Source organism: uncultured Azohydromonas sp., assembly GCF_937926365.1.
GTDB lineage: Bacteria > Pseudomonadota > Gammaproteobacteria > Burkholderiales > Burkholderiaceae_C > Azohydromonas.
This window is the reverse complement of record NZ_CALAOH010000255.1, coordinates 71861-93717: the sequence shown is the minus strand read 5'-3', so window position 1 is coordinate 93717 and position 21857 is coordinate 71861. Positions and strand designations below refer to the sequence as shown.

Here is a 21857-nt window from a genome sequence, read left to right as displayed (position 1 = left end):
AAGGCGAGATGCGCCACCTCAACGCCCAGTGCCTGCAGGACGTCATGCAGCTACTAAGGCGACTGGTGATCGCCAAGCAGGATTTCAGAGATATGGCGCAAGACGTGAACATTTCACGTCTTGCGGCGCACACTAGGGCTAACCCAACATTCAGCTACCATGGAAAAATAGACTGAGTCAACCCACATGTGAAAAGCTAGGCTGAAGGATCTGTCGGTCTTACGCGGAGCGGCAATTTTTCAGCGGGCTCCTAAGCCGCTGCAGGATATACTAGTGGGAGATAGCCATAGCATGGCGAAACACCTGACAGTGCGTCCGCCGTCCATTGACCGCGTTTGGTCGTCACTGACAATGCCGCCTTAGACAAATATGACTGACGTGCGTATTACAGCAGTGCCGCGGGATTGGACGCCGACTTCGCTAACTGGGTTGTGAACAGAAGTCGTTAACGGCTTACCAAGCCGTGCCTCTCGCTCCCTTCGGAGTTGCAGGAGGCACAGAGAGCGAGGGCTTTCCCAGGCGAGGCGTGTATCGCTCAGCTCTGAGTTGGCTAAATTTATAATTTTTGGAGAATGATATGGATGTCCAATTCTTAGGAGCTGCACTCAAGGCCATCGCGGATGAAAACTGGACGAAGAGGCGGCAGCCGGTCTTCCTAAGCGCCCTACCGGGACTGTTGACGGCGCGCGGACTAGACAACTACAAGGAAGCCCTAACAACAGGCCAAACCCTCAAACTGTTTATCAGAGACAGTGGGCCGACGTATGGCTGCAGGTTGGTTGAACATCCCACCATGAGAGCCAAGCTAGCGCTCGTTCCACTAGACGTTCCGTTTGAATTCGATACTGAACCCCGAAAAGCAACCGAACAGGCAGATATCACGGCATCCGACGTTGAAACGTTTTTCAAAGTTCTTGCGTTTGTAGCCAATGATGGCTCAAATTTCATGCTGCCGGCCTCAGTCATCGCAAAACTGATTGCTATCAAGTGAAATGAAAATCCTTGTCGTCTTGGCGACCGATAAGAGACTGGCGAGCGAACTGTTCCTGGGCCGAGCTGATCAGATTTTGAATGGCCAGTTCCTTCCAAAGGAACTCAGGGACAAAACAACTTTTGTTCCCACAGTTTTTAATCCTAAGAAAGAAGCGCTAGATCTTGCGAACTTCTTGCTGGAGCAGAGCGCTAGCATGGACGCTGTTGCGCTGTTACTTGACAAGCGGTTGGCGCATGCGGCCCAGAATCTACACTCGTCGATATTTATTGGACACGTTGATTTTACTACTCACATACCTAGCGTCCAAAACTTTCTATCGGGTCAGGCAGCGCGACTCCTGAGAAACCTTGGATTCCTTTTGCTTGAGCTTGAGGAGGCGGTCTCATTTCAGGCCGCGATTTTACCCATTCGAAACTTCGATGCCGACGAATTACAGGAACTGGCTCGATTATGCCACGAAAGCACTGGCGAAGGCGATTTCATTGCTCGATCCACTGGTTTAATTCGGCAGATCGTCAAAAGACGGGGACCGCGTCTCCGTTCAAAGTACCCAGATCGCTATTTCAAGGACGATGCAGGTCGCCATTTCTGTTATGGATTTGAAGAGCATTCGCGTTTCGAGACGGGAGGTGAACACGATATTACGTGCCACCTCAATGGACTCTTCCGTTTTGGGAAACGCCTTGAAGATCAGCGGCACTTCAATGTGACCGCGGGCGACAACGATGGCGAGCGGATTTCCGTGACCTTTCAGAACTGCCACAGCCGACAAGTGGATATCACGAAGAGAACACACGTCAACATGTTCAGCAACGACTTCCACAAATGAAAAGCGGGAACCGACATTGTCGTTCCCGCTATTTCCTTTGCGCTTCGCTCAATTCCCACCCGCTGCGGCAATATATGGGAGTGACCACTCGGTTTTGCCCGGGGTATTTCCCGTATACCATCCATCACTTGCGCCCGTCCAAGCGTCCAAAATCTCTTGGAGCGTTGTCGAGACGGCCCGGTACGAAGGCTTGCGCACAGTTTAACACACTGAAGGCTACCATGCAGCGGCTGGGCAGCAGAAGGCGTTGGTAGCTGTCAGGAAGCCCATGTTTTCCGCAGTGATGCCGCACTTCTCAAATGCCCTTGGCAATGGCTTAGCGGTACATGCCAGCCGGACTCGGTGCATAGGCAGCGATCTGTTGCAACATATGGCGCCAAGGGTACTGGCACAGAACCTCGGCGACCAAGCCGCGGTGCTGAGCGTCATCGTGGCGTTTTGAGTCTGCGCCAATGTCTCGACGCCGCAGCAGGCCGCCGCGCATGCGGACTACGCCGCGCTGCTCGCCAGGGTCACCGCCACGGTGTCCGACCATCCGCTGCGCTACCTGCAGAACTTCGGCGGCATTACCGACTCCTTCCTCTACGAGCGCCCGGGACCGGGCCGGGTGCGGTTGCACCCCGGCGTGGCGTACTGCCTGTGCCGCTTCTACCCCCTGGTGCAGCAGCTTGCCGGCGCACACCGGATCACGCATATCAGGGCCAACCGGCGCAACCATGCCATCCTGGGCGACGCTAGGCGACCTGGAGGACTTCCTGTTCGCCACGTCCCGGCAGTCGCTGCAGCGCATGGGCGAAGGCCTACGCAGGCTCAACGGCGAGCGCTGCTTCTACTGCGGGCTCCCCCTGGGAGCGAGCGCCGACGTGGACCACTACGTCCCCTTCTCGCTGTACCCGCGCGACTTGGCGCACCGAGCCGCACACCGCGGGCACCTGCGACACCTTCTCGCTGTACCCGCGCGACCTGGCGCACAGTTTCGTGCTGGCGCACCCCGCGTGCAACCAAGTTGGACTTGCTCGCCGGGCGTGCGCATCTGCATCGCTGGCTTGAGCGGCTGGTGAAGCAGGCGGACGCCTTGTCGCAGGTCGGGCTGGATGCTGGCATGGCAGTGAACGCGGCCACGAGCCGGCAGGTGGCAGCGTGGGGCTGCGCCAGTGGCGCGGCCGGCGGCAGACATGCGTGGCTGGCGCGCTCGACGTACGAAGCGATCGGCCAGTCGTATTTGAATCTCCTGATGGTGCCGGCAACCAGCGCGAGCGCTGCGGCGTTGATGATGACTTTCCGGCCGCCGCGGGCCGCCCTTGCAAGTTACCCCCTGCCGCTGTGGACAACCCTGTGGCGTACCCGCCCGCGGCGCAGCCAAGTCGTTGATCCAGCAGGCACCACGCCGCTCTGCCTAAAAAACAGGCAGCAATGCCCTCGCCTTCCCGAAAGGGAATGGGTCGGAAGCACCAGGCCCCATGGGCGGGGCTGCTGCACCGCCGCCATGCGGCCCCGGCTCAGGGCAGCGGCCGGGCGGTGGCCAAGGCCACCACCAGCGCCACGTGCTCCTCGCCTGCAACGCCCATGGCTGTCAGCCAGACAGCCGACACGATGGCCAGCGCCAGCGTCACTGCAGCAACCGCACCGTGCTTGCCCTTGCTCAATTGCAGCCTCCTTGCACGTCGTCGTCTCGGGTACCGGCGCAAGCCCAGCTGGTTGCGCTGGCACCGTTGTACTGCTCAACGCAGTGCGCAGTAGGCGCGTTGACGCCGCTTGCGCCGGTCCCGCTTCAGCATTGCTGGCGCGGCATGCACAAGGCTACCGGCCGCCCGTCCGTGAACCGCTCGCGCAGGGCGCGGATTTCGCGTCGCAGCTGCGCCAGCGTCAGCTGCCCGCGCGAAGCCAGCCGCTCCAGCTCTGCAAACGCTGTCGCGTACTCGGGAGGGGCGAGATCGAAGCGCACGTGGGCGGTGCAGAGGTTGTCCATCGTTGTAGCGGTCGATGAGGTTGGCCCGGAGCTGCGCCCGGCGGAATGGGCCTGTGCGGCACAAGGCGGTGTGCGCGCGCCGCGGTGCTGCTTGTGCGGGCGGCGGTGACAGCGAGCTCGAGAGCATCGTAGGCAGGCCGGCCGCGCCCTGTCGTGCTGATTTGCCCTGTCGGGATTGCCCCTGCTGGGGCCACTCCCAAGCCCATGGCAAGGAGGTTGCACACACGCACGTGTCAGGGCTCGGTCGGTGTCTGTCCCAGGCGCTGTATCCGTGGCCGCAGTGCAAGGCGACAGTGCACGACAAAAGGCGTTGGCATCCAGCTCCCGGTCCTGGCTCGGGCCCGGCTGCGCTGGCACGGGTCATCGGGAAAGCCCAGCCTCCACACCGGGAACCGCGGCCATAGGATGGCATTGGGCGGCCAGGGCGGGCTTTTGATCCTTCCTGCGCGGTGTAGTACCCGTTGCTGGCCGCCCTTTGTCCATGCCGCTGCTGCCTTGCGCTGCAACCCCGAGCAGGTCGAATCTGGTTGCACCCGCACTCAAAGCCACGGCCGGTGAGACGGACCAGTCAACCCTTGGAGCCGGCAAGCTGCGCGTGCTCCCGCGCGATACCCGCGGCCTGCTCCATCAGCAGCGGCACCAGCTGCTGCGCACGGCGCCGCGGCAGCCGCTGCGCCATGGCGTTGATGCTCAGCGCGGCCACGGGCCGCTCGTCCTGGCCGAAGACCGGCACGGCCAGCACGTGCGTGCCCGGGATCACGCCGGTTTCCGTGAAAGCGTAGCGGCGCTCGCGCACTTCGCGCACGCGCTCCAGCAGCGCCGCGGCTGTGAGCCGGTAGCGTGCCAGCCGCCCCTCGTTGCGCTGCAGCAGCTGAGCGATCTCGGCGTCGGGCAGGAACGCCAGGATGGTGAGGCCCCCGACGCCCACGCCCAGCGGCAGCCGCGCGCCCACGGCCACCGCCATGACCTGGATCGGGTAGCTGCCCGTGCGCCGGTCCACGCAGATGGAGTCGGGCCCGCTGCGCAGCGTGAGCACGGTCGAGTCGCCAGTGGCCTCGCACACCCGGCGCAGGAACGGCTCGGCCACGGCGCGGATCGGAAACGGCGAGGCGCGCGCCATGCCCAGCAGCGTGGCGTCGCGCCCGATGAGGTAGCGCGTGCCGCGCGGCGAGCGCTCGGCCAGCCCTTCCTCCACCAGCACCTGCAGCATCCGGTGCGCCGTGGGCCGCGTCAGGCCGCACTGGGCCGCGATGTCGGCCAGGCTCGCGCCCCTGTCCTGGGCCGCGGCCAGCGCACGCAGCACGGCCACCGCGCGGCGCAGGCTCTGCGCCCCCTGCGTGGCCTTAACCGCTTCCGCTGCATCGCTCGACATGTCCATATTGTGGAATGAATCGGCGGTTTCACGCCCGCGTCCGCGCCCGCAGTCCTAGCCTGGGGCGCAGGTCGATTCAGGAGCCAGACCGTGAGACTTCGACAGGGCTACGATGTGGTCGTGGTGGGCGGCGGCACCGCGGGCGCCATCGCGGGAATCGCCGCGGCGCGCACCGGCGCGCGCACGCTGCTGGTGGAGCAGTACGGCAGCCTGGGCGGCGTGCTGGCGCTGGGCATGTCGATGAAGGGCGTCCACGACGGCGCGGGCCGCGCGGCGCTCGGCGGCATCGGGCAGGAGCTCATCGAGCGCGCGCGCGCCATGGAAGGTGCCACCGCCGTGTCCGCGCATCCGCGCCACGGCTCCGTCATGGGCCAGGACCCGGAAGCGCTAAAGCTGTGCCTGATGGAGATGGTGCGCACCTCGGGGCTGCAGGTGCTGCTGCACAGCTTCCTGGTGGACGCGCTGGCGGACACAGGCCATGTCCAGGCCGTGCGGCTGGCCAACAAGGCGGGGCTGGAGATCGTGCCGGCGCGCTGCTTCGTGGACTGCACGGGCGACGCCGACCTGGCCGCCACGGCCGGCGCGCGTTTCGTCTTCGGACGCGAGGGCGACGCCAAGGTGCAGCCGGTGTCGGCGATCTTTCGCGTCGGCGGCGTGGAGCTGGAGCGCACCTGGGCCTACCTGGAGGCGCATCCGGAAGACTTCGAGACGCCCCCGGGCTACATCGGCGACGAGTACAGCGTGGCGGCCTTCCGCAGCAAGCCGGGCGTGGGCGTGGCAGGCTTTCGCGGCCTCATCCGCAAGGCGCGCGCCGCGGGCGACTACACCATCCCGCGCGAGGACATGGGCTTCAACCCGCTGCCCGGGCGCCGCGAGGTCACCATCAACATCACGCGGGTGCACGGCATCGACGCCACCGATCCCGACGAGCTCACGCGCGCGGAGATCGAGGGCCAGCGGCAGATCCTGGAGGGCGTGCGCTTCCTGCGCCAGTACGTGCCGGGCTTCGAGCACTGCTACGTTGTCTCCAGCCCGTTCCAGATCGGCGTGCGCGAGACCCGCCGCATCCAGGGCGCCTACGTGCTCACGCGCGAGGACGTGCTGGCCGGGCGCGACTTCCCGGACCAGGTGGCGCGAGGCGCCTACCCGCTGGACATCCACGACGTCGGCCAGGGTGGCGCGGCGGCCGCGGGCCAGGTCGCGGGAGGCGGAACGGACCTCTCGCGCCTGGAGCGCTCCTACGGCATCCCGGCACGCTGCCTGGTCGCGCAGGGCGTGGACAACCTGCTGGCCGCGGGCCGGGCGCTGTCGGCCACGCACGAGGCGGCCGGATCCGCGCGCGGGCAGCCAGTGTGCATGGCCACGGGCCATGCAGCGGGCGTCATGGCGGCGCTGGCGGCCCTCCACAGCGTCGCGCCGGCGCGGCTGGATGTCGCGGCACTGCAGGCCGAGCTGCGCCGCCAGGGCGCCGTGCTCGAGAGGAACTGAAAGGCAAGCCCCAACGAAAGGAGACCCGCCATGCAGCGCAGAACCGCTCTCTTCCTGCTGGCCGCCGCGGTGCAGGCCCTCGGCGCGGCCCCCGCGGCCCAGGCCGCCGACTATCCCGCCAAGCCCATCCACATCGTCGTGCCCTACCCGCCGGGCGGCTCGGCGGACCTGATCGGCCGCATGGTGGGCGAGCGGCTGGCGCAGTCACTGGGCCAGCCGGTGGTGGTGGACAACAAGGCCGGCGCCAGCGGCTCCATCGGCAGCGATGCCGTCGCCCGCGCGACGCCCGACGGCTACACGCTGCTGGTGGCCATCTCGGACACTCATGCCATCAACCCGGCGGTGATGCCGCGCCTGCCCTACGACCCGCAGAAGGACTTCGTGCCGGTGGCCCTGATGGCCACGCAGCCAATGCTCCTGGCCGTCGGACGCAACATGCCCGCGCGCGCGCTCGGCGAGCTCGTGGAGCTCGCGCGCCAGAAGCCCGGAAGCCTGACCTACGCGTCCAACGGCAAGGGCGGGCTGCAGCACCTGGCCATGGAGCTGTTCAGCCGCGCGGCCAAGACCAGGCTGCTGCACGTGCCATACAAGGGGGCCGGGCCGGCGCTGTCGGACGTGATCGGCGGCCAGGTCGATGCGCTGTTCATCAGCCTGCAGGGCGCGGGCAGCAACGTCGCCGCGGGCAACCTGCGGCCGCTGGCGGTAGCCGCCGAGCGCCGCCTGACGGCGCTGCCGGACGTGCCCACGCTGGCCGAGGCCGGCTATCCGGGCCTGGCCATCACGCAGTGGTACGGCCTGATGGCGCCGGCCGGCACCCCGGCGGCCATCGTCGAGCGCCTCAACCGTGAGGTCAACGCCGTGCTCGCCTCGCCCGAGGTCGCGGAAAAGCTGAAGGCCGCCGGCACCGAGCCCGCCGGTGGCAACCCGGAGCAGTTCCGCGGCTTCCTCGCCGGCGAGGCCCGCAGGTGGGCTGAGGTCGCCGCGTCGGTCGGGGCCCGGCTGGAGTAAGGCAGCCCGGCCGGGTCTTGCCGCTGCGGCCCATGGGTCCCCTCCGAAGGAGGGCAGCCTATTCGTTGGGAGCCAGCCCGGGCAGGAACTCGATGCCGGTGCGGCGTACCAGTTCCGGGTAGCTGATCGGCTTGCCCGCCCTCGCCTCGTTCTCGTTTTCCAGCCAGTGCGCCCAAGCCCGGTTCGAGCCGGCGTCGTAGACCAGCTTGTAGAGCTGCTTGGGCACCCACACCCGGCCCTTGCCGATGACCTGCGCGCCCGCGCTGGAGTACACCGGCCCGGTGAAGACAAACACCGGGCCCTTGGCCCGCCGGACGTACTGCCGCGTGGCGTTTTCGAGATCGGCCCAGGGTCCACGGTTGTTTTGCGGCGACTGGGGGACCATGTTCGCCAGCGAGAACGATTGCGCCATGGCCGTGGGGGTGGGCATGTCGGCCGCGGGCGCCATGTGACCGCGGTCGTAGCCTGAGCCCTTGTAGTCCTCCAGCGTGGCGCGCTCGCCCTGTGGCAGCCGGGCGTCGGCGAAGAACTTGTTGGTCCGCTCCTCGTCGGCGGCGTCGGCCAGCTGCGCCGCGGTGAGCTTTTCCACCACGAACACCGGCGTCTTGGTGCGGCCCGAGTGCAGCACGGCGAAGGCGTCGTAGCAGAGGTCGCGGGGCATCCTGGCCTGCAGGTCCGGCACGCGCGGCAGCTCGCCCGGGAAGAACTTCCGGCACTCCTTGAAGCCGGTGACGGGCTCGGCCTTGGGCGCCGCAGCGACGGGAGGTGCGGATGCCGGGCCCGGCGTCTTGGGCTGGGTGGTGCGGGTGTCGCAGGCGGAAAGCGCGACAGCAGCGAGCAGGGCCGCCGCGAGCAGGTTCGTTTTCATGGCTCGCCATTAGACATGCCGCCCCACGAGTCAGTGACGCTCCATGCCCGGCTGATGATGGCCCCACACCGCTGCTGGGACGGTTGGCAACCAAGAGCCGCGATTTCAGGTAATTGGGTGTCACGCTGACTACCCGGACTCGGCCAGTTTCGGTACTTCGAAGCCATGGGTTGAGCGCCGCCTTTAGGCTGGTTGCAGACATTCAGTCGTAAGTACCGTCCGGCCCACCTATGCCAATTGTAATCAGCGACTTTTATTGTTGCGCCGGGGAAGCGATTGCATTATTCTGCAGGCGCCTGTACTGTCACAAAATTAGCAAGCCATAGAATATTATTAGGTCGGCAATATGAGGAATTGCATGCTGCCGTTTGGGTGTTTGTAGACATCAAACGCAGCAACGCCTTGCCCTGTGCAATATGAATAGCTTTGGCTGCCGCATCAATACCTTCCAGCATGATTCTTATTGATTGAGGCATTAATTCTCTGCTTCTGCGCGTCGCTAAGCCCTTCGATGGCACCGAATACTCTCTCAGTATTATGCGTAAGCGCCTTTAAAATAGGTAAGGGAACTTGATATTTGCCGGGACCCAAAACACCATTTTGAAGCGCCACTCGACTGCTGCGGTAATTTCCCTCCAAGGGCGTAAGGCCAAATATTAGCAATCGACCCAATTTTGCATATACAAAAGGTTGTCGGTGATCGCTTATAACATCCACATCAACAGCGCGCTGCAGAAAACGCTGAAAATTATCAGACGTTAGTCCTACGACGTTACCGACCCCAAGTATTAGGTTCTTTGAGAGAATCACTGTGTGGCACGATGCAGCTCCCGGCTTTCTTTCTTTGCCCAATAAAAAAGCTCGCCATTCGCGCTCTATATTTTCTACGTTTCCTTTAAACTGCGGAGCGACGGAAATAAAAGCATTGAATCGCCATACAAGAACTCGCCATAGCACAGAGATAGCAAAACGGGAGTACTCTTGGCCGTATCGAATGACAGATTGTAGGCCGGTAGTTATAGGCAGATAAACTTGCCGCGACACGCTGCTCTCCCATGTGCTGAATAGCTGTTCGCATGCATCACATAGAAGTTCCTGTTTAAATCCATCTTGGATTCGTCTTGCAGGATTATCCAAGCTGCGCAAATACCCGGTAAGCGAGCCAGTCTTCATACTCGAGAAGACAAAGTGTGGAACAATATGACTTATGCGCAGAGGTTGGCTGCTATTGCACAATGCGCACGTTTTTATCGTTGCCGCAGTCATGTCAAGCGATCCAATATGTGGGCTTCGATGTTGGACGAGCGTCCTCAAGAGTTAATCATTGCCATTAGAATTTCTGCATCGTTCTCGGCAAGGTCATCAAATGGAAATGGTGTACCCATAACTTCGTTGTGCACAATATTCACAAAATTCTGCAGGACCTCGAAATATTTAATGTCCTCCCCTGGATTAAATTCCCCAAGCGGGTTTCCGCTAAGTATTGCAGCCAAATCATTGTGCGAAAGAAGCTGATTTCGAGGCGCACGCAGTTGTTTGGAAAAAGAGCTTAACTGCCCTGCAAGTCTTTCCAACTCTAAGGATATAGCGGGACTCCACCCGCCAAACTTAACGATATAGTCGATGCCTAACGTTATGTTTCCTGAAACAACTGCACCATCATGGAGCTTTGCTATTTGGAGGATCGTGTACTCATGGCTTATTTTTCTTAATCTTTCAAAAGCGTGTGCGCCTTTTGATTGCAGAAGCTCTGGTGTGCGATGATTGTCATCAAAAAGCTCTCTATGATTGATCCATACTTGGTAGGACCAGTCGCAAAGCTTGCAGAACTCTTCAACGATGCGAGCCGAAAGTGCTGACATTTTATGTTCCCCTGTGCAAAAGCGATGTTGGGCCGCAATAGTATTTATAAATATCAGTTTTTCGCGGCAACAAAATAACGAAGGTTCGAGGCAGGTTCCTTTGTATGCTTGCACTACAGAAAAAATCTAACCGAATGTCACTTTACAAGCCTGATCGTCCAGACTTGAACGACCAGACTGCGCTTCAGAAAGGGAGCCGCTATCAGCATTAGCGCATCAGGCCTGTATTGAAGATTTTTATGTATTTTCGACACTCCAACCGCCAGCGGCCTCCATATTCTCGCGGAACCTGTGTAGCACTTGAACAACAATGTCAGTTATGGCGCTGTTTTGCCTTTTTTCTGATTTGTTGTCGCTCTTTTGACTGTCGCGCCAATTATCACTAAGCCGGCAGCCATCGTAATGTATGCGGAAGGCTCAGGCACAGGAGTTACCGGACTTAAAATCATTGATACACGTGCCCCTCTTTCGTTGAAACCAAATGCAGTTATTAGGCCTGAATCATTTATGCCGGTGGCATGAGTTATAGTCCATCCTTCAGGCTTTATTGATATATTGTTTAAGTTATACATACCTCGAAAATAAACAAAAGCTTTATTGCTCGACTCTCCTACCACTACACCTTTTTCGTTAATGTCGCGTGCCCTTGTCTCCGGGCCGCCAAAAACATCGAGATTGTCATTGCGGATTGCAAACCCCTGATTTGTTATGCCTTGGGAAAACTGTCCCCAACCAACAATATCTCCGTGATTATTTATTTCTGCGGCGACGCTGCTTCCAGAAAGATTCGGAAAAATGTCAACCATTGCTCCATTTGAGTACAGGAACGCTTTCGATGTAAAGGCTGCGCCATTTGAGGAAGTGCCAACGACCTCATTTTTTGAGTTGATTCCATATGCAATGCTAAAGTCTCCCCCAAGCGTGCCAAGATCAGACCTTTCCCCATTGCTATAGAGAAAAGCTCTCGCGATGCTGCTCGTGTTATAATAGTATCCTGCAACTGCTCCTTTGTTGTTTATATCCTCGGGGATTGTTAGCATTCCAGGATAGCCAATATTTTCTATGGCGCCTGAGAAGTACTTGTAAGCACTCCCGCTTTTGGAGACTACTATTTCAGATTTGTCATTGATGCCATAGCCTATGCCGGCATCTAAATCACCTCCAGTGACTCCCGAGTTGGTGCGGAAATTATATAAGAATGCGCTGTATTTTGTTGGATCCGTGTAGGCGTATCCGGTAACCTGTCCTCGATTGTTTATTGCGTATGCTTCAACTGCGGTCATCCCGTTTAGGACTATTGGATGAGCCTCATATAGCGGCTTGGCCATTGCGGGCTCATGACCAATTGCCATCGCGCTCAATGCACTCATTGCGACCAAAGAGATTCTGCCACAATACTTTTTGTTGAGAGTCATAATGGCTGCTCCGTTCTCCGGTGAAAGTAAACACCCGACCCTGAATTGTGTTATTTCTCAGCGCCTCTTGAATAGAGGTAGCTTAGATGGATACGGCAACCACTATAGAGAGCGTGAGTTTGTCAATGATATAGGATTGAAGGTTTTTATGTACCCCGTGTCTAGGGCAGTTGATTTATTGACCGCGTGCGCCTCCCGGCGTGCAAGCGCCCAATTATTTTTATAAATTAGTTGCGCGTATTGATATCCATCTTTGAGATAAATTGATCATTTTGACGCAATACCAAGCAACTAAAATTACACTAATGCAAGACAGATCTAGAGAAATTGGTTCGGCCAACAGGTGTCTTGCAGTCGACCTATTGAACTCTGCTTTTCTAATGTGATCCGCATTCATATATCAATGCGGTAGCTAGAACAAGTCAACAACTAAACGTTGCTATCGGTGGATTCAATGAGTGTCGGAATATAATTAGTTGCGCGGTTTGTAAATCCTGGACGGACGGCAGCTTCCGCTGCGAAGCCGCTATTCGTGATGGCGAGTTAGAAGCCGGCACCGGGCACGAAGCGGGATTTTGGCGCGGTCCCCAGTCCACCTCCGCACGATCCTTCCTGTCTGCCGACCTTGTTGTTCTCGCCGCTGGCACGGCTGAGTCTTTTTCAATTTGACGACGGCTGATTCTGGCTTGGCGTGTCTGCCGGCGCAGCGGCCACCGCCGCCAAGAGATCCAGCGCCCGCTGTCCCATGTCCCGAGGCACGAAGAGGTGGTCATGGTGATAGGCCGCCACGGCGTGGCACGGGATGCCGGCCTTGGCCAGTACTGCGGAAACCGCCGCCAGGAACCCCACGGCGTCCAGCGACGAATGAATCGTGAGCGTGATCAGGGCCGATTCGAACTGGTAAGGCACGCCAGCACGCTCAGCCTCGTCCAGCGCCACGATGGCGCTGAGCCCTTCGGCTTCACGGAATGTGGCAATGGGCGCAAGGCCGGCGGGCAAGTAGTTGCCCGCGAAGCTGCAGAACACGAACGTGCCGGGCTGCAGTTGCGGCGTCATGTGCCGCAGCAGCGTCCGCAGGTCGCGCTCGCCGACCACGCCGTACTCGCCTTAGTTCCAGGGCTGCTCGGATGCCGGCCAGCCGTCCGCGTCGGTTTCGATTGCAGGCGCCGGCGCGCGGTAGTCGCCCGGCCGAGCCGGCGCATCGGGTTTCCGCGGCGGCTGCTCTGCGCCGGCCACCGCTTCGCGCTTGCGCTTGACCTGGTACGCCGTAAGTACCCGGCTTGCCACCAGGTCGAGCGCCGGCCGTGGTTGGCCTTCGCGGTCGGTCCAAACCTTGGGCGTCAAGGTTCCCGCCAGCGACACTGCATCGCCGTCCGACAGCGCCAGCAGCGCCGCCTGAGCGATGGCATCGAAAGCCAGGACGTTCACAAACAGCGTCTCGCCGCCGCTGGTGGCGGCACGGACCTTGGCCGTCACAAAAGGCTTGCCACTGTTGTTGCCCACGCGCTGCTCAGGCCGGCCATACACCTTGCCCGAGATGAGTGCTTCGATCATTGGTGCGCCCCTCCAGATCGTTACTGCAGCCACAAGGTAGCGCACTTCACAGCGTCGGAGTCGTCTCGACCGCCCTATTTCGGGATATCACGCCGGTGAAATAAACGCCTGCGCCAGCCTGCTCAACGGCATGACACAAGCTCGGCCACAGGAAATCGGCCGCGGCGGGAAATTGACCTCGGCTCGCTGCACGGGCCGCGGATGATTTGCTTGGACGGCACGGGCGCCGTCTCTGATCCTTTCCAACGCGTTCAGGTCTGGTTGGGGCCAACCTCGTAGACCGGCGTGCTCAGGTCGTTGCGGTTGCACCCCCAATGCAGCTGTACGCGACGGCATCGGCAACGGGGTGCCTCGCACACAGGGCAAGCAGCTGGGTTGTGTCAGCAGCGCTGGAATGCCAGATGAACGGTGGCCGCTCGCCGCGGTCCAGCGCCAGCTGCAGCCGTCGCAGTCCACCACCGAAGCGACTCGGCCTGCCGCCCATTGTTAGATCTCTGGTCGGCACGTTGCCTGCTGAAAGCCCTTGCCTGAAACCACCATGTTGCTTTTCACGCTGCTGCACCTGCTCGTCTTCCTGGCCGGAGTCGCGGCCATGGAAGTCATGACTTGGGCGATGCACCGCTGGGTGATGCATGGCCCGCTGTGGTGGTGGCACCGCTCGCACCACGATCCGGGCCGCGGCGCCTCCTTCGAGCCCAACGACCTGTTTGCCCTGGTCTACGTGGCGCTGGCCATGGCCCTGTTCTGGATCGGGCTCGACGTGCAGTGGCGGGTGCTGTGGTGGATGGCGCTGGGCGTCACGGCTTACGGGCTGCTCTACGTGCTGGTGCACGAGGGGCTGCTGCACCGGCGCACTCCCCTGCCCCTGAAGGTCCGCCACGGCTACCTGCTGCGCCTCGTGCAGGCCCACCTGCTGCACCACCGCACCCACGAGCGCGATGGCGCGGTGGCCTTCGGCTTCCTGTGGACCCCGCCCGAGCGGGAACGACCACAAGGCCGGCGGCGTGGACAGCGCCATGGCATACCGGAGCGCAGCACCAGCGCCTTTTCCTGGCGGCCACCTCGCTAACACACGGAGCGCATTTCGGCGCGGCGGTGCCAAGACCACGGACCGTGCTACAACGCCCGCAGTGAAACCGTGGCCGAGAAGCCCAGCTTCCGGCAGGCATGGAAAGCGCGGCGCTTCTGCTTGATCCCGGTCCAGGCCATCTTCGAGCCCAACTACGAATCGGGGCACGCGGTGCGCTGGCGCATCGCCCGCCAGGACGGCTGCCCTTCTTCCTCGCCGGCATCTGGGAGGAGGCGCAACGCCAGGAGCAGCCGCTGTGGTCGTGCTCCATGCTCACCATAAACGCCGATGAGCACCCGCTTATGCGGCGCTTTCACAAGCCCGGCGACGAGAAGCGCTCGGTGGTCGTGGTGCCACCCGAGCGCTGGCAGGACTGGCTCTACGCCGACGAGCAGCAGGCCCGGGCACTGCTGCAGCCGTTCGACCCCGAGCAGTTCACCGCGGAGACGGCGCCACGGCCGGCGGCCAAGGCGGCCAAGGATCAAGTGGTAAAGGACGACCCGGCCACATGAAGGACGGCTCGGTAAGGGGCGGAACTGGCGATGTTGGAATGCCGACCGCTTGTTACGGACTCCTCATTTCTTAGAGGCAATCGCCCAGAGAACATCCATCGCGTGATCGCGCTGGCTGTGCGGCACGAATAAATGATCATGATGAAAAGCTGACACAACGTTGCAAGGTATATTTTGCCTCGCCAATTCATTACTGATAACGGCGATAAATCCAACGGCATTCAAGGCGGAATGCACAGTAAGTGCAATCATCGCGCACTCATATTGATACTCCAAGCCCATTGCGCTGGCTGCCTCGCTCTCCAGTATTACCGTTACCCCCTCTGACTCTTTGAAAGTACAGAGCGGCTCAATCGGCAGCGGAAATTTCTCATGAGGGACGCAACAGTACACAAACGTGCCTGGATGCAGCGTCGGCGCCATTGTCTCGCAAAGCACAGCTAGATTCATTTCTCCAAGCATTTTTGTTCCGAAGTTTGTTGACCAAGTACTGCAAGGCTCGGCATTGTCTTTGTTGAAGCCATGCAAACGTGTCATGTGCGTCACCTGTTTAGCGAAGCTAACCCACACTAAGGTTTGCTAAACAAGCAACCAATGCCAGCTCCGCTCAGGTACACCATCAACTCCCGCTCCACGAGCAACTATCAATCTGTTTGCAAGCAGATAGGAGTAAAAGATGGTGACAGCTAATGCCGTTCTTAACGATCTTACGGCATTTCGCTCTGAGCTGCAAAAACAACAAATACCGTACCAGCATCTCTTGAAACTGGCTTGGTGGCGTCCCTTATGTGATGTAGCAGTGGATTTGCTCGTTGTTGCATTGGCCGTTGCTGCAGTCGTTTATGGGAGCTGGTGGCTGGCTCCTCTGGCGCTCGTTGTGATTGCTAACCGGCAAAGAGCGCTTGGGAATATCCTTCACGACGCCGCACATCGCAACTTGCACCGGAAGCGGCTGGTTAACGACGGCATTACAAACGCGTTGATTGCGCCGCTGGTATTCGCTGACCTGACGGCCTACCGCGACACCCACTTCGAGCATCACTTGCAGCTCGGCCATCCAAGCAGAGATCCAGACTACCTCGCCCGCCTTCCTGGTTGCCAGGTGTCTCCGTTGAGAAATTACGCCAGGCTCGCATTTTCCCTACGGCAATGGCGGGGATCGATAGCAGGGCACCTTGAAAATAGCAAGGTGCCGTTGAGCCGGAGGCTCTACATCGTTGGCTGGTGGATCGTTTTCGCTGGACTTATCCATGCGGCAGTGGGTCCTAAGTGCCTGGCCGCCTTTCTGATGCTGTGGATATTGGCCCGCGCCACTGCATTCCATCTCATCACGATGTTCAGAGAAATGTGTGATCACTTCGGTTTTACAGGGACTGGCGTGTTGTCGTTCACTCGTGACATCGTCCACGGCAACGCCTGGTATTTGCTGATCCACCCTCGGAACAACGGCTACCACTTGACCCACCATCTTCTTCCTGCCGTCCCCTACTACAACTTACCGGCTGCACAAAAGCTCTTCGCTGAAGTTCCCCTGTACAGGCAAAAAGGAAACGTCTTCAAGTCTTATTTACTCGGCCCCACTCCTGTTGCGAGTGGATGGCAAACGCATGGGTGAATCATGGAACGTGCATTGAATGCTCTTCAGGTTGCGGCGCTGCTGGTATCCGCTAGCTACGGCATCGGCTTCCTTTTTGGTTCGGGTGAACTCGCGGTATCACATGGCATGGCGGGCAGCATTTACGGCTTGAGCACTGCATTTGGAATGTTGCTGCTCGCTGTCTTTGCCGCCCGGCTGTGGCATGGCGGCTTGCCCATCTGGGATCTTTTCGGTCGTGCATACGGCGGCGGCATGAAGAACAGCGTTGCGCTTCTGTCGCTTGTCTGGATGGCCGGTGTACTGGCAGCTCAAATCCATGGTGGCGTAGCCATCATGAGACTCCTAGGCTTGACGGACTGGGTTTCTTACGGCGTGGTATTAGCCGGCATCTTTATAGCGTCCAGGCTCAACCTCCGTCTTGCATCGACCATCTTTTCTCTCTTTCTCCTAGCCAGCGGGTTGGTTCTCGTATATGCCGTGGTCTCCGGCCATGCTGGACAGATTTACATGGAAAGCCCTTCACGGCTTGTGACCGACCTTGGCACATTTCAGCCTTGGACAGCCATGTCCATTTTCATTGCCGTTGTCGCCCTGGTGTGTACCGGGGCTGACTATCACCAATTCCTCCTTGCTGCGCGCAAATCCTCAGCAGCAGTGTGGGGCTGCCTGCTTGCTGGCATCTGTCTTTGCGCCGTCAGTTTCCTTCCGGCGTCGGTGGTCATCGGTCTTCAATCCGAAGGTGGCTTGGCCGGGCTTCAAGACAGCAAGCAAGTGATACCCTTTGCGTTGTCGCGCGTAGCGTCGCAAGCCGGCTCCATTGCAGCCGGGAATATTCTGCTCCTGGGTCTATCCGCAGCAGCGCTGGGCTCAGGCGCCGCGATCGTTAGAGCAATGACCAGCGCATTGGCTGCCGCAACGAAAGTAGAACGGACCGATGAAACTCCATGGATGACGCTTATCTCACTCGGCATTGGTGCTGCCCTGGCGTCGCGTGGACAGGGCATCGTCGCGACCATGGTTTCAGTGAACGTGATCTACATCGCAAGCATCGCTTGGCCATTCATATGCTTGCTGGCGGGCCGCACGCTTACCCCGTCCCAAGCGTTGGCAGTGGTTGCGACCGGTTTCGTATCGGCGTCCGTGGTCTACGCCGCAAGCTGGCTTGGAAAACCATTCAACGACAGCGATTTCGTTTCACTCGTTGTCGGTTTGATGGCTTCAGGATTCCTGATTGCAGGTTTTTGGCTACGCGGGACCGTGCGCCGAATCCCCACATGATTGAGACGCCAACCCTGGAGTCAACGTCCTGGCCGCCTCAGCAACCACCAGCGCCGTAATTACCTGTGACAGGGGCGGCTCTACCGCCCAATGGTGCCAATGCAACGACACGCACACAGGGTGGTACGGCGCCAGATCAACCAATTCCGTGGCGTAACGCCCTTGGACCTGCACCGTTGGCACCAGGCCGTATCCGACACCTGAAGCGATGCCCTCTAGCAGAGTACTGGGTGCCGGCAAATAGTGCTTGGTGTAGTTCTCGACTTTCACACCAAAAACGTTCTGCAGGAACTCGTCATGGAGCGAGTCCTTTCTGTTGAAGAGCACTGCTGGCGCACGCAGTGCTGCCTGGAGCGTGAACCCCTTCGCAAAATGCTCATCGGCAAAGGAACGTGTGGCGAAGCACCGGTACTCCATTGCACCTAACGGTTCCGCGATGAATCCGGTTGCTGGTCTGGCTTCAGTAGATATGCATCCAATTACCTCGCCGCGGGCGAGGCGTCGCAATGTGTGGTCCTGATCGTCAGTAATAACCTCCAGCGCGATCCGATGCTGCTTCATCAGCGGCCAGAGCACCGTTGGTATCCAGGTTGCCAGCGAATCCGCGTTGACAGCGATGGCCAGTGGAACAGGTGCAAGCTCTGGCTCCGGCTTGATTTTCGCCAGCGTGTCACTTTCCAGTAGGCGCAACGCTTGGACGTGACGCCAAAGCACTTCACCTTGTGCGGTCGGGACCACAGGCTTTTCCCGTACCAGAAGCACTGAAGATAGTGCCTCTTCCAATGCCTTGATGCGTTGGGAAACTGCACCCCGGGTGATGCTCAAGGCTGTCGCAGCCTTCTCGAAACTTCGCTGCTCAACTACTGCGGCGAACGTCGCCAGTTGATCTCGGTCCAGCATCATCGGTCTCCGATTTAGTAGTGCTTACCTGCATTCATAAGCGATAAATCGCAACAACTAAAGGGACCAGATCGCTAGCATGTACTCAATGGGCACGGAAAACCTTTTTACAGGGGTACTGACATGCCGGATGAGTACCACATTACCAGCAAGCCGGTTCCAGAAAATCCAACAAAAGACAGCAATCGGCACGCCTGCGCTGAACCCGTGCAAATGGCATTTTAGTTAGCCACTAAAAAGCCAATTTCTCTTAATTTGGCCGGGATGATGTCCATGATGAGCGATTGCTACGAGGCTATTGACCCGAACACTGGAGAGCCGATGGTCTTCGAGCCCTACATTCCCAAACACCACCTGATGCAGCGGCTCGCCGACAATCTCATGTGGGAAACCCCAGACGGGCTGTTTTACCGTAGCAGCGACGGCAGCCTGGGATACGTTCCCCATGCCTCACCGCCGCTGCAACCGTCCGACGAACGGCGCGCTATGGGGCCGACCTATTGAGCGAGTGTCCGCGTGTACCCGCCGTTTGGTGCCAACGCAAATGCGAGTGCCGGCGCAACTTGATGCTGGCGGTCCCAGCTTGGATCAACGCGCGGTCCACGTGATGGTGGTGAAGTGTGCATCGAGCCAGTCGGCCCACTTCACGGCCTTGCGCGTGATGTATCCCCGGTAGATCGCATTGAAGTGCGGCGTGCGCGAGTGGTAGTTGGCGGCCTTCGTCCACAAGTCGCCCTTGTCGTAGCGGATATGGCGAGCCAGCCGCCAAGCAGCGAGCGTGTACGGGTAGCAGCCGCGGGCCGCGACATCCTCGGGCGTGATGCCGTAGCGCTCCAACTCGCGCAGGTAGCCGGTGCTGAACTGCATCGGCCCGACATCCACAGCGCCGTTGGCATGCCGCACCCACTGCCCAGGGCGGCCGTTCTCCTGCTCGGCCACGGCCAGCATCAAGTTGACCGGGAGCTGGTAACGCACCGCGGCAGCGATGGAGCACACCACGCGCTCCTGCTGATGGGTCGGCAGGTCGGCAACCGCGGCCAGCATCAGCGCCACCACCAGCCGTTGCGCGCCAGCTCGGCATCCTCGGCCGCGATCCGCGCGTTGTACTCGGCCAGCACCCGGTCGTAGTCGGCTGGATCAGCCCACAGGCCCCCACGGTCCGGCACGCCCACATACCGCGGCAGAAGCTGGTCCCTGGGGTACGCCGTGTTGGGGTGCGTGTAGATCGCCGTGCAGTGGGCCGGCATGACGTTGCTGATCATCAACACCTCCACGCCGGTGATCGGGCTGATGCCCAGGTAGCCCAGCGTATTGAGGTTGGCCGCGTCGCACTGGCCGGCGCCCGCCGCCAGCGCGGACACCAGCGTGCGCATGCCGTCGCTCTTCTGTGCGTCGGGGCACTGGTTGAGGAAGTCGTGCCGCGCGCGGATCGTGTCGCGCAGCTTGCGCTTGCGAATGGAGAAGTACCTCTCCAGTGAGGGCTGGCACGCGGACTCGTTGGACCCCTGCGAGGACGACAGGCACATGATTGCCTCGCAGGCCAGCCGCGTGTCGCCGGTAAACAGTGTCTGGGCCTGCGCCGGCCCGACCAAGCAGATCCCGGCCAGGGCAGCAGTCAACGCGCGCTTCATGGCTGGTCCCTTCCGTCATCGAACTGCTCTTCGCCGTCAAACGTGTTTGGGTCACGGGCGGCGAAGGCCGCAATCTCGTCTTCCGGGGTGACAGGCCTGCTGCTACCGGAGAGGGCGTCATCCTCGAAGTCCGGTGTGTCGTCGCTGCCCGCCTGCCGCTGCGGATTCAGCGCTGCGGCCAGCTTCGCGCCGGGCGTCTCGGCCACGCGCTCCTTCCAGGCTGCCTTCGTTTCGTCCAGCTTGGACTTCGCCATTTCGCCGACGCGCGCCGCGAGAAGGTCGCCTGCGGCCGACATGCGGCGCGTGAACGACGGCGCCCCGCCGTCAAACCCAGCAGCTTGCGCAAAAGGTGTGCTGCCCGTACCCGAGCCACCGGAGCTCGACCCGCTGTTCCCTACGCCACCTCCACCTTCCGTTCCCATATCCCCGCCGCCGTCGCTCCAGCGATCCCCAGACGAGCCTCCAGCGCTCCCGCCGTCGCTACCCCCTTCGCCACCATCGCCAGCCGCCTTGAGGGCCGCCATGAGTGCCTGCGCGCCGCCTGCGGCCTGGGCAGCACCGGCCATAGCCATCGCCAAGCCCATGCCGCCGGCGGCCATCGCCATGCTGGCCGCGCCAACCAGGGCACCACCGCCCATGTTGCCGATGCCCGAAGTACTGGTGTGGCCGCTTGCCGGGCCGGCAAGCATGGCCGGCAGCTTGTTGGTCAGCACAAACAGGATCACGGCCACGAAGAGCATCACGCCGACTTCCTTGATCGTCTGCCCGGCGCTCATGCGGCGGTAGTAGTCGTCCAAGAAAGTCTTGCCGATGCCTACTATCAGCACCATGGCGAAGAGCTGCATGCCCACGCCCACGATCATCCAGTAGTAGCTGATCGCCTTGTCCGAGGTCCAGCGTCCACCGCCGAAGCCCAGATAGAACATGCCGCCATAGGCCAGAACCCAGGCCGACGCGAGCAGCAGGATCATGTTCACGGTGATCAGTCCGAGCACGATCAACACGCCCAGCGCTGCGATGATGCCAACCGATGAATCCACCGGCTTCATGACCGATGAGTTGTCCACGGCCTTGTAGAAGATGGCAAAGCCAATGTCCACGATGCCCGAGGGCGCCAAAACCCCGTTACCCAGCCCGGCGGCCTCGGCCGCCACCCTGCGCAGCCCGGTGATGATCGCCGTGGAGAAGACGGGCGCGTTGATGAGCAGCCACCAGAAGAAGCCGGTGGCCATCAGGAAGCGGATCAGCTCCGCGAACAGCTCGCCGAAGTCGGCCCGGCGCAGCAGCATGAAGGCCATGGTGAAGGCCAGCGATATGGAGGCCAGCACCCAAAAGAGCCAGGTTGCATGCCGCAGGATCACGCCGCCCCAACTGGCCGCGCCGGTCCTGAACCGCTCCAGCAGGTCGTCTGAAATCCCCGAGCTGTTGAGCTCCTGCGCTTGGGCCAAAAGGGTCAGTGCCAGCAGCAGCAGCCCAAAGGCAACGCGCCCTGGGTTGGTGAATCTCATGGC

The 21857-nt window shown here is 60.7% G+C and carries 22 protein-coding genes and 1 pseudogene; 9 read left to right on the top strand and 14 right to left on the bottom strand.

Annotation, left to right across the window (positions count from 1 at the left end; genetic code table 11):
- The first annotated feature begins 577 nt into the window (after positions 1-577).
- Positions 578-991 (top strand): hypothetical protein, encoded by a 414-nt coding sequence (locus tag Q0741_RS28575; protein WP_298236582.1) that lies wholly within the window; start codon positions 578-580, stop codon positions 989-991.
- A 1-nt stretch (position 992) separates the two neighbouring features.
- On the top strand, positions 993-1823 hold the full coding sequence (locus Q0741_RS28570; RefSeq protein WP_298236581.1) for a hypothetical protein: 831 nt from the start codon (positions 993-995) through the stop codon (positions 1821-1823).
- Between the two features lie 1499 nt (positions 1824-3322).
- On the opposite strand, the gene Q0741_RS28565 is transcribed toward Q0741_RS28570, so the two are convergent.
- The 3 genes from Q0741_RS28565 to Q0741_RS28555 all read right to left on the bottom strand — a co-directional run bounded on the left by Q0741_RS28565 (position 3323) and on the right by Q0741_RS28555 (position 5164).
- The gene (locus Q0741_RS28565; protein ID WP_298236580.1) at positions 3323-3469 is read right to left on the bottom strand and encodes a hypothetical protein; all 147 of its coding nucleotides are present in this window, start codon (positions 3467-3469) and stop codon (positions 3323-3325) included.
- A gap of 125 nt (positions 3470-3594) precedes the next feature.
- Positions 3595-3792: a hypothetical protein gene (locus tag Q0741_RS28560; RefSeq protein ID WP_298236579.1), complete on the bottom strand. Its 198-nt coding sequence runs from the start codon at positions 3790-3792 to the stop codon at positions 3595-3597.
- Between the two features lie 568 nt (positions 3793-4360).
- Positions 4361-5164, bottom strand: a complete 804-nt coding sequence (locus tag Q0741_RS28555) for an IclR family transcriptional regulator (protein ID WP_298236578.1) — start codon at positions 5162-5164, stop codon at positions 4361-4363.
- A gap of 90 nt (positions 5165-5254) precedes the next feature.
- Here Q0741_RS28555 and Q0741_RS28550 point away from each other — a divergent pair, with 90 nt between their 5' ends.
- Both Q0741_RS28550 and Q0741_RS28545 read left to right on the top strand, forming a co-directional pair.
- Positions 5255-6652 carry an FAD-dependent oxidoreductase gene (locus Q0741_RS28550; protein ID WP_298236577.1) on the top strand — a complete coding sequence of 466 codons (1398 nt, stop codon included), beginning with the start codon at positions 5255-5257 and terminating at the stop codon, positions 6650-6652.
- Between the two features lie 30 nt (positions 6653-6682).
- Positions 6683-7660, top strand: a complete 978-nt coding sequence (locus tag Q0741_RS28545; RefSeq protein ID WP_298236576.1) for a tripartite tricarboxylate transporter substrate binding protein — start codon at positions 6683-6685, stop codon at positions 7658-7660.
- A 58-nt stretch (positions 7661-7718) separates the two neighbouring features.
- Here Q0741_RS28545 and Q0741_RS28540 read toward each other — a convergent pair whose 3' ends face one another.
- From Q0741_RS28540 to Q0741_RS28515, 6 genes are all read right to left on the bottom strand, one after another.
- On the bottom strand, positions 7719-8528 hold the full coding sequence (locus tag Q0741_RS28540) for a DNA/RNA non-specific endonuclease (protein ID WP_298236575.1): 810 nt from the start codon (positions 8526-8528) through the stop codon (positions 7719-7721).
- 438 nt (positions 8529-8966) lie between these two features.
- Complete coding sequence (locus tag Q0741_RS28535) at positions 8967-9794, bottom strand: hypothetical protein (RefSeq protein WP_298236574.1); 828 nt, start codon at positions 9792-9794, stop codon at positions 8967-8969.
- A gap of 44 nt (positions 9795-9838) precedes the next feature.
- A complete protein-coding gene (locus Q0741_RS28530; protein ID WP_298236573.1) occupies positions 9839-10390 on the bottom strand; it encodes a hypothetical protein in 552 nt (183 codons plus the stop codon).
- Positions 10391-10707: 317 nt separating this feature from the next.
- Complete coding sequence (locus tag Q0741_RS28525) at positions 10708-11805, bottom strand: hypothetical protein (RefSeq protein ID WP_298236572.1); 1098 nt, start codon at positions 11803-11805, stop codon at positions 10708-10710.
- 660 nt (positions 11806-12465) lie between these two features.
- A complete protein-coding gene (locus tag Q0741_RS28520; protein WP_298236571.1) occupies positions 12466-12900 on the bottom strand; it encodes an ACT domain-containing protein in 435 nt (144 codons plus the stop codon).
- 12 nt (positions 12901-12912) lie between these two features.
- Positions 12913-13359 carry a single-stranded DNA-binding protein gene (locus Q0741_RS28515; RefSeq protein ID WP_298236570.1) on the bottom strand — a complete coding sequence of 149 codons (447 nt, stop codon included), beginning with the start codon at positions 13357-13359 and terminating at the stop codon, positions 12913-12915.
- A 538-nt stretch (positions 13360-13897) separates the two neighbouring features.
- Here Q0741_RS28515 and Q0741_RS28510 point away from each other — a divergent pair.
- Both Q0741_RS28510 and Q0741_RS28505 read left to right on the top strand, forming a co-directional pair.
- Complete coding sequence (locus tag Q0741_RS28510) at positions 13898-14428, top strand: sterol desaturase family protein (RefSeq protein ID WP_298236569.1); 531 nt, start codon at positions 13898-13900, stop codon at positions 14426-14428.
- A gap of 69 nt (positions 14429-14497) precedes the next feature.
- A pseudogene (locus Q0741_RS28505) lies at positions 14498-14940 on the top strand (SOS response-associated peptidase family protein).
- Positions 14941-15003: 63 nt separating this feature from the next.
- Here the strand turns inward: Q0741_RS28505 and Q0741_RS28500 are convergent.
- The gene (locus Q0741_RS28500) at positions 15004-15477 is read right to left on the bottom strand and encodes an ACT domain-containing protein (protein ID WP_298236567.1); all 474 of its coding nucleotides are present in this window, start codon (positions 15475-15477) and stop codon (positions 15004-15006) included.
- Positions 15478-15616: 139 nt separating this feature from the next.
- Between Q0741_RS28500 and Q0741_RS28495 the strand changes: the two genes are divergently transcribed.
- Together Q0741_RS28495 and Q0741_RS28490 are read left to right on the top strand one after the other, a co-directional pair.
- Positions 15617-16555: a fatty acid desaturase gene (locus tag Q0741_RS28495; RefSeq protein WP_298236566.1), complete on the top strand. Its 939-nt coding sequence runs from the start codon at positions 15617-15619 to the stop codon at positions 16553-16555.
- 3 nt (positions 16556-16558) lie between these two features.
- Positions 16559-17815, top strand: coding sequence for a hypothetical protein (locus Q0741_RS28490; protein ID WP_298236565.1), 1257 nt, complete (start codon positions 16559-16561; stop codon positions 17813-17815).
- On the opposite strand, the gene Q0741_RS28485 is transcribed toward Q0741_RS28490, so the two are convergent.
- Positions 17783-18715, bottom strand: a complete 933-nt coding sequence (locus Q0741_RS28485) for an HTH-type transcriptional regulator ArgP (protein ID WP_298236564.1) — start codon at positions 18713-18715, stop codon at positions 17783-17785. The genes Q0741_RS28490 and Q0741_RS28485 overlap by 33 nt on opposite strands.
- Positions 18716-18991: 276 nt before the next feature.
- Between Q0741_RS28485 and Q0741_RS28480 the strand changes: the two genes are divergently transcribed.
- Positions 18992-19219 carry a hypothetical protein gene (locus Q0741_RS28480; RefSeq protein WP_298236563.1) on the top strand — a complete coding sequence of 76 codons (228 nt, stop codon included), beginning with the start codon at positions 18992-18994 and terminating at the stop codon, positions 19217-19219.
- Between the two features lie 84 nt (positions 19220-19303).
- Here the strand turns inward: Q0741_RS28480 and Q0741_RS28475 are convergent, their stop codons facing one another.
- From Q0741_RS28475 to trbL, 3 genes are read right to left on the bottom strand one after another with little or no spacing between them, the layout of a single operon-like run.
- Complete coding sequence (locus Q0741_RS28475; protein ID WP_298236634.1) at positions 19304-19759, bottom strand: conjugal transfer protein TrbN; 456 nt, start codon at positions 19757-19759, stop codon at positions 19304-19306.
- Positions 19759-20346 (bottom strand): TrbM/KikA/MpfK family conjugal transfer protein, encoded by a 588-nt coding sequence (locus tag Q0741_RS28470; RefSeq protein ID WP_298236562.1) that lies wholly within the window; start codon positions 20344-20346, stop codon positions 19759-19761. The genes Q0741_RS28475 and Q0741_RS28470 overlap by 1 nt, the downstream gene beginning before the upstream one ends.
- Positions 20343-21854: a P-type conjugative transfer protein TrbL gene (gene trbL, locus Q0741_RS28465; RefSeq protein WP_298236561.1), complete on the bottom strand. Its 1512-nt coding sequence runs from the start codon at positions 21852-21854 to the stop codon at positions 20343-20345. The genes Q0741_RS28470 and trbL overlap by 4 nt, the downstream gene beginning before the upstream one ends.
- Between the last annotated feature and the right edge of the window lie 3 nt (positions 21855-21857).

What these genes read in the sequence shown, in the direction of transcription:
- Q0741_RS28510 (WP_298236569.1), top strand. Translation starts at nt 13,898, where the DNA reads ATGTTGCTTTTCACGCTGCTGCACCTGCTCGTCTTCCTGGCCGGAGTC.
- Q0741_RS28535 (WP_298236574.1), bottom strand. Translation starts at nt 9,794, where the DNA reads ATGACTGCGGCAACGATAAAAACGTGCGCATTGTGCAATAGCAGCCAA.
- Q0741_RS28480 (WP_298236563.1), top strand. Translation starts at nt 18,992, where the DNA reads ATGAGCGATTGCTACGAGGCTATTGACCCGAACACTGGAGAGCCGATG.
- Q0741_RS28485 (WP_298236564.1), bottom strand. Translation starts at nt 18,715, where the DNA reads ATGCTGGACCGAGATCAACTGGCGACGTTCGCCGCAGTAGTTGAGCAG.
- Q0741_RS28475 (WP_298236634.1), bottom strand. Translation starts at nt 19,759, where the DNA reads ATGCTGGCCGCGGTTGCCGACCTGCCGACCCATCAGCAGGAGCGCGTG.
- trbL (WP_298236561.1), bottom strand. Translation starts at nt 21,854, where the DNA reads ATGAGATTCACCAACCCAGGGCGCGTTGCCTTTGGGCTGCTGCTGCTG.
- Q0741_RS28555 (WP_298236578.1), bottom strand. Translation starts at nt 5,164, where the DNA reads ATGTCGAGCGATGCAGCGGAAGCGGTTAAGGCCACGCAGGGGGCGCAG.
- Q0741_RS28500 (WP_298236567.1), bottom strand. Translation starts at nt 15,477, where the DNA reads ATGACACGTTTGCATGGCTTCAACAAAGACAATGCCGAGCCTTGCAGT.
- Q0741_RS28490 (WP_298236565.1), top strand. Translation starts at nt 16,559, where the DNA reads ATGGAACGTGCATTGAATGCTCTTCAGGTTGCGGCGCTGCTGGTATCC.
- Q0741_RS28570 (WP_298236581.1), top strand. Translation starts at nt 993, where the DNA reads ATGAAAATCCTTGTCGTCTTGGCGACCGATAAGAGACTGGCGAGCGAA.
- Q0741_RS28525 (WP_298236572.1), bottom strand. Translation starts at nt 11,805, where the DNA reads ATGACTCTCAACAAAAAGTATTGTGGCAGAATCTCTTTGGTCGCAATG.
- Q0741_RS28530 (WP_298236573.1), bottom strand. Translation starts at nt 10,390, where the DNA reads ATGTCAGCACTTTCGGCTCGCATCGTTGAAGAGTTCTGCAAGCTTTGC.
- Q0741_RS28575 (WP_298236582.1), top strand. Translation starts at nt 578, where the DNA reads ATGGATGTCCAATTCTTAGGAGCTGCACTCAAGGCCATCGCGGATGAA.
- Q0741_RS28545 (WP_298236576.1), top strand. Translation starts at nt 6,683, where the DNA reads ATGCAGCGCAGAACCGCTCTCTTCCTGCTGGCCGCCGCGGTGCAGGCC.
- Q0741_RS28495 (WP_298236566.1), top strand. Translation starts at nt 15,617, where the DNA reads ATGGTGACAGCTAATGCCGTTCTTAACGATCTTACGGCATTTCGCTCT.
- Q0741_RS28560 (WP_298236579.1), bottom strand. Translation starts at nt 3,792, where the DNA reads ATGGACAACCTCTGCACCGCCCACGTGCGCTTCGATCTCGCCCCTCCC.
- Q0741_RS28515 (WP_298236570.1), bottom strand. Translation starts at nt 13,359, where the DNA reads ATGATCGAAGCACTCATCTCGGGCAAGGTGTATGGCCGGCCTGAGCAG.
- Q0741_RS28470 (WP_298236562.1), bottom strand. Translation starts at nt 20,346, where the DNA reads ATGAAGCGCGCGTTGACTGCTGCCCTGGCCGGGATCTGCTTGGTCGGG.
- Q0741_RS28540 (WP_298236575.1), bottom strand. Translation starts at nt 8,528, where the DNA reads ATGAAAACGAACCTGCTCGCGGCGGCCCTGCTCGCTGCTGTCGCGCTT.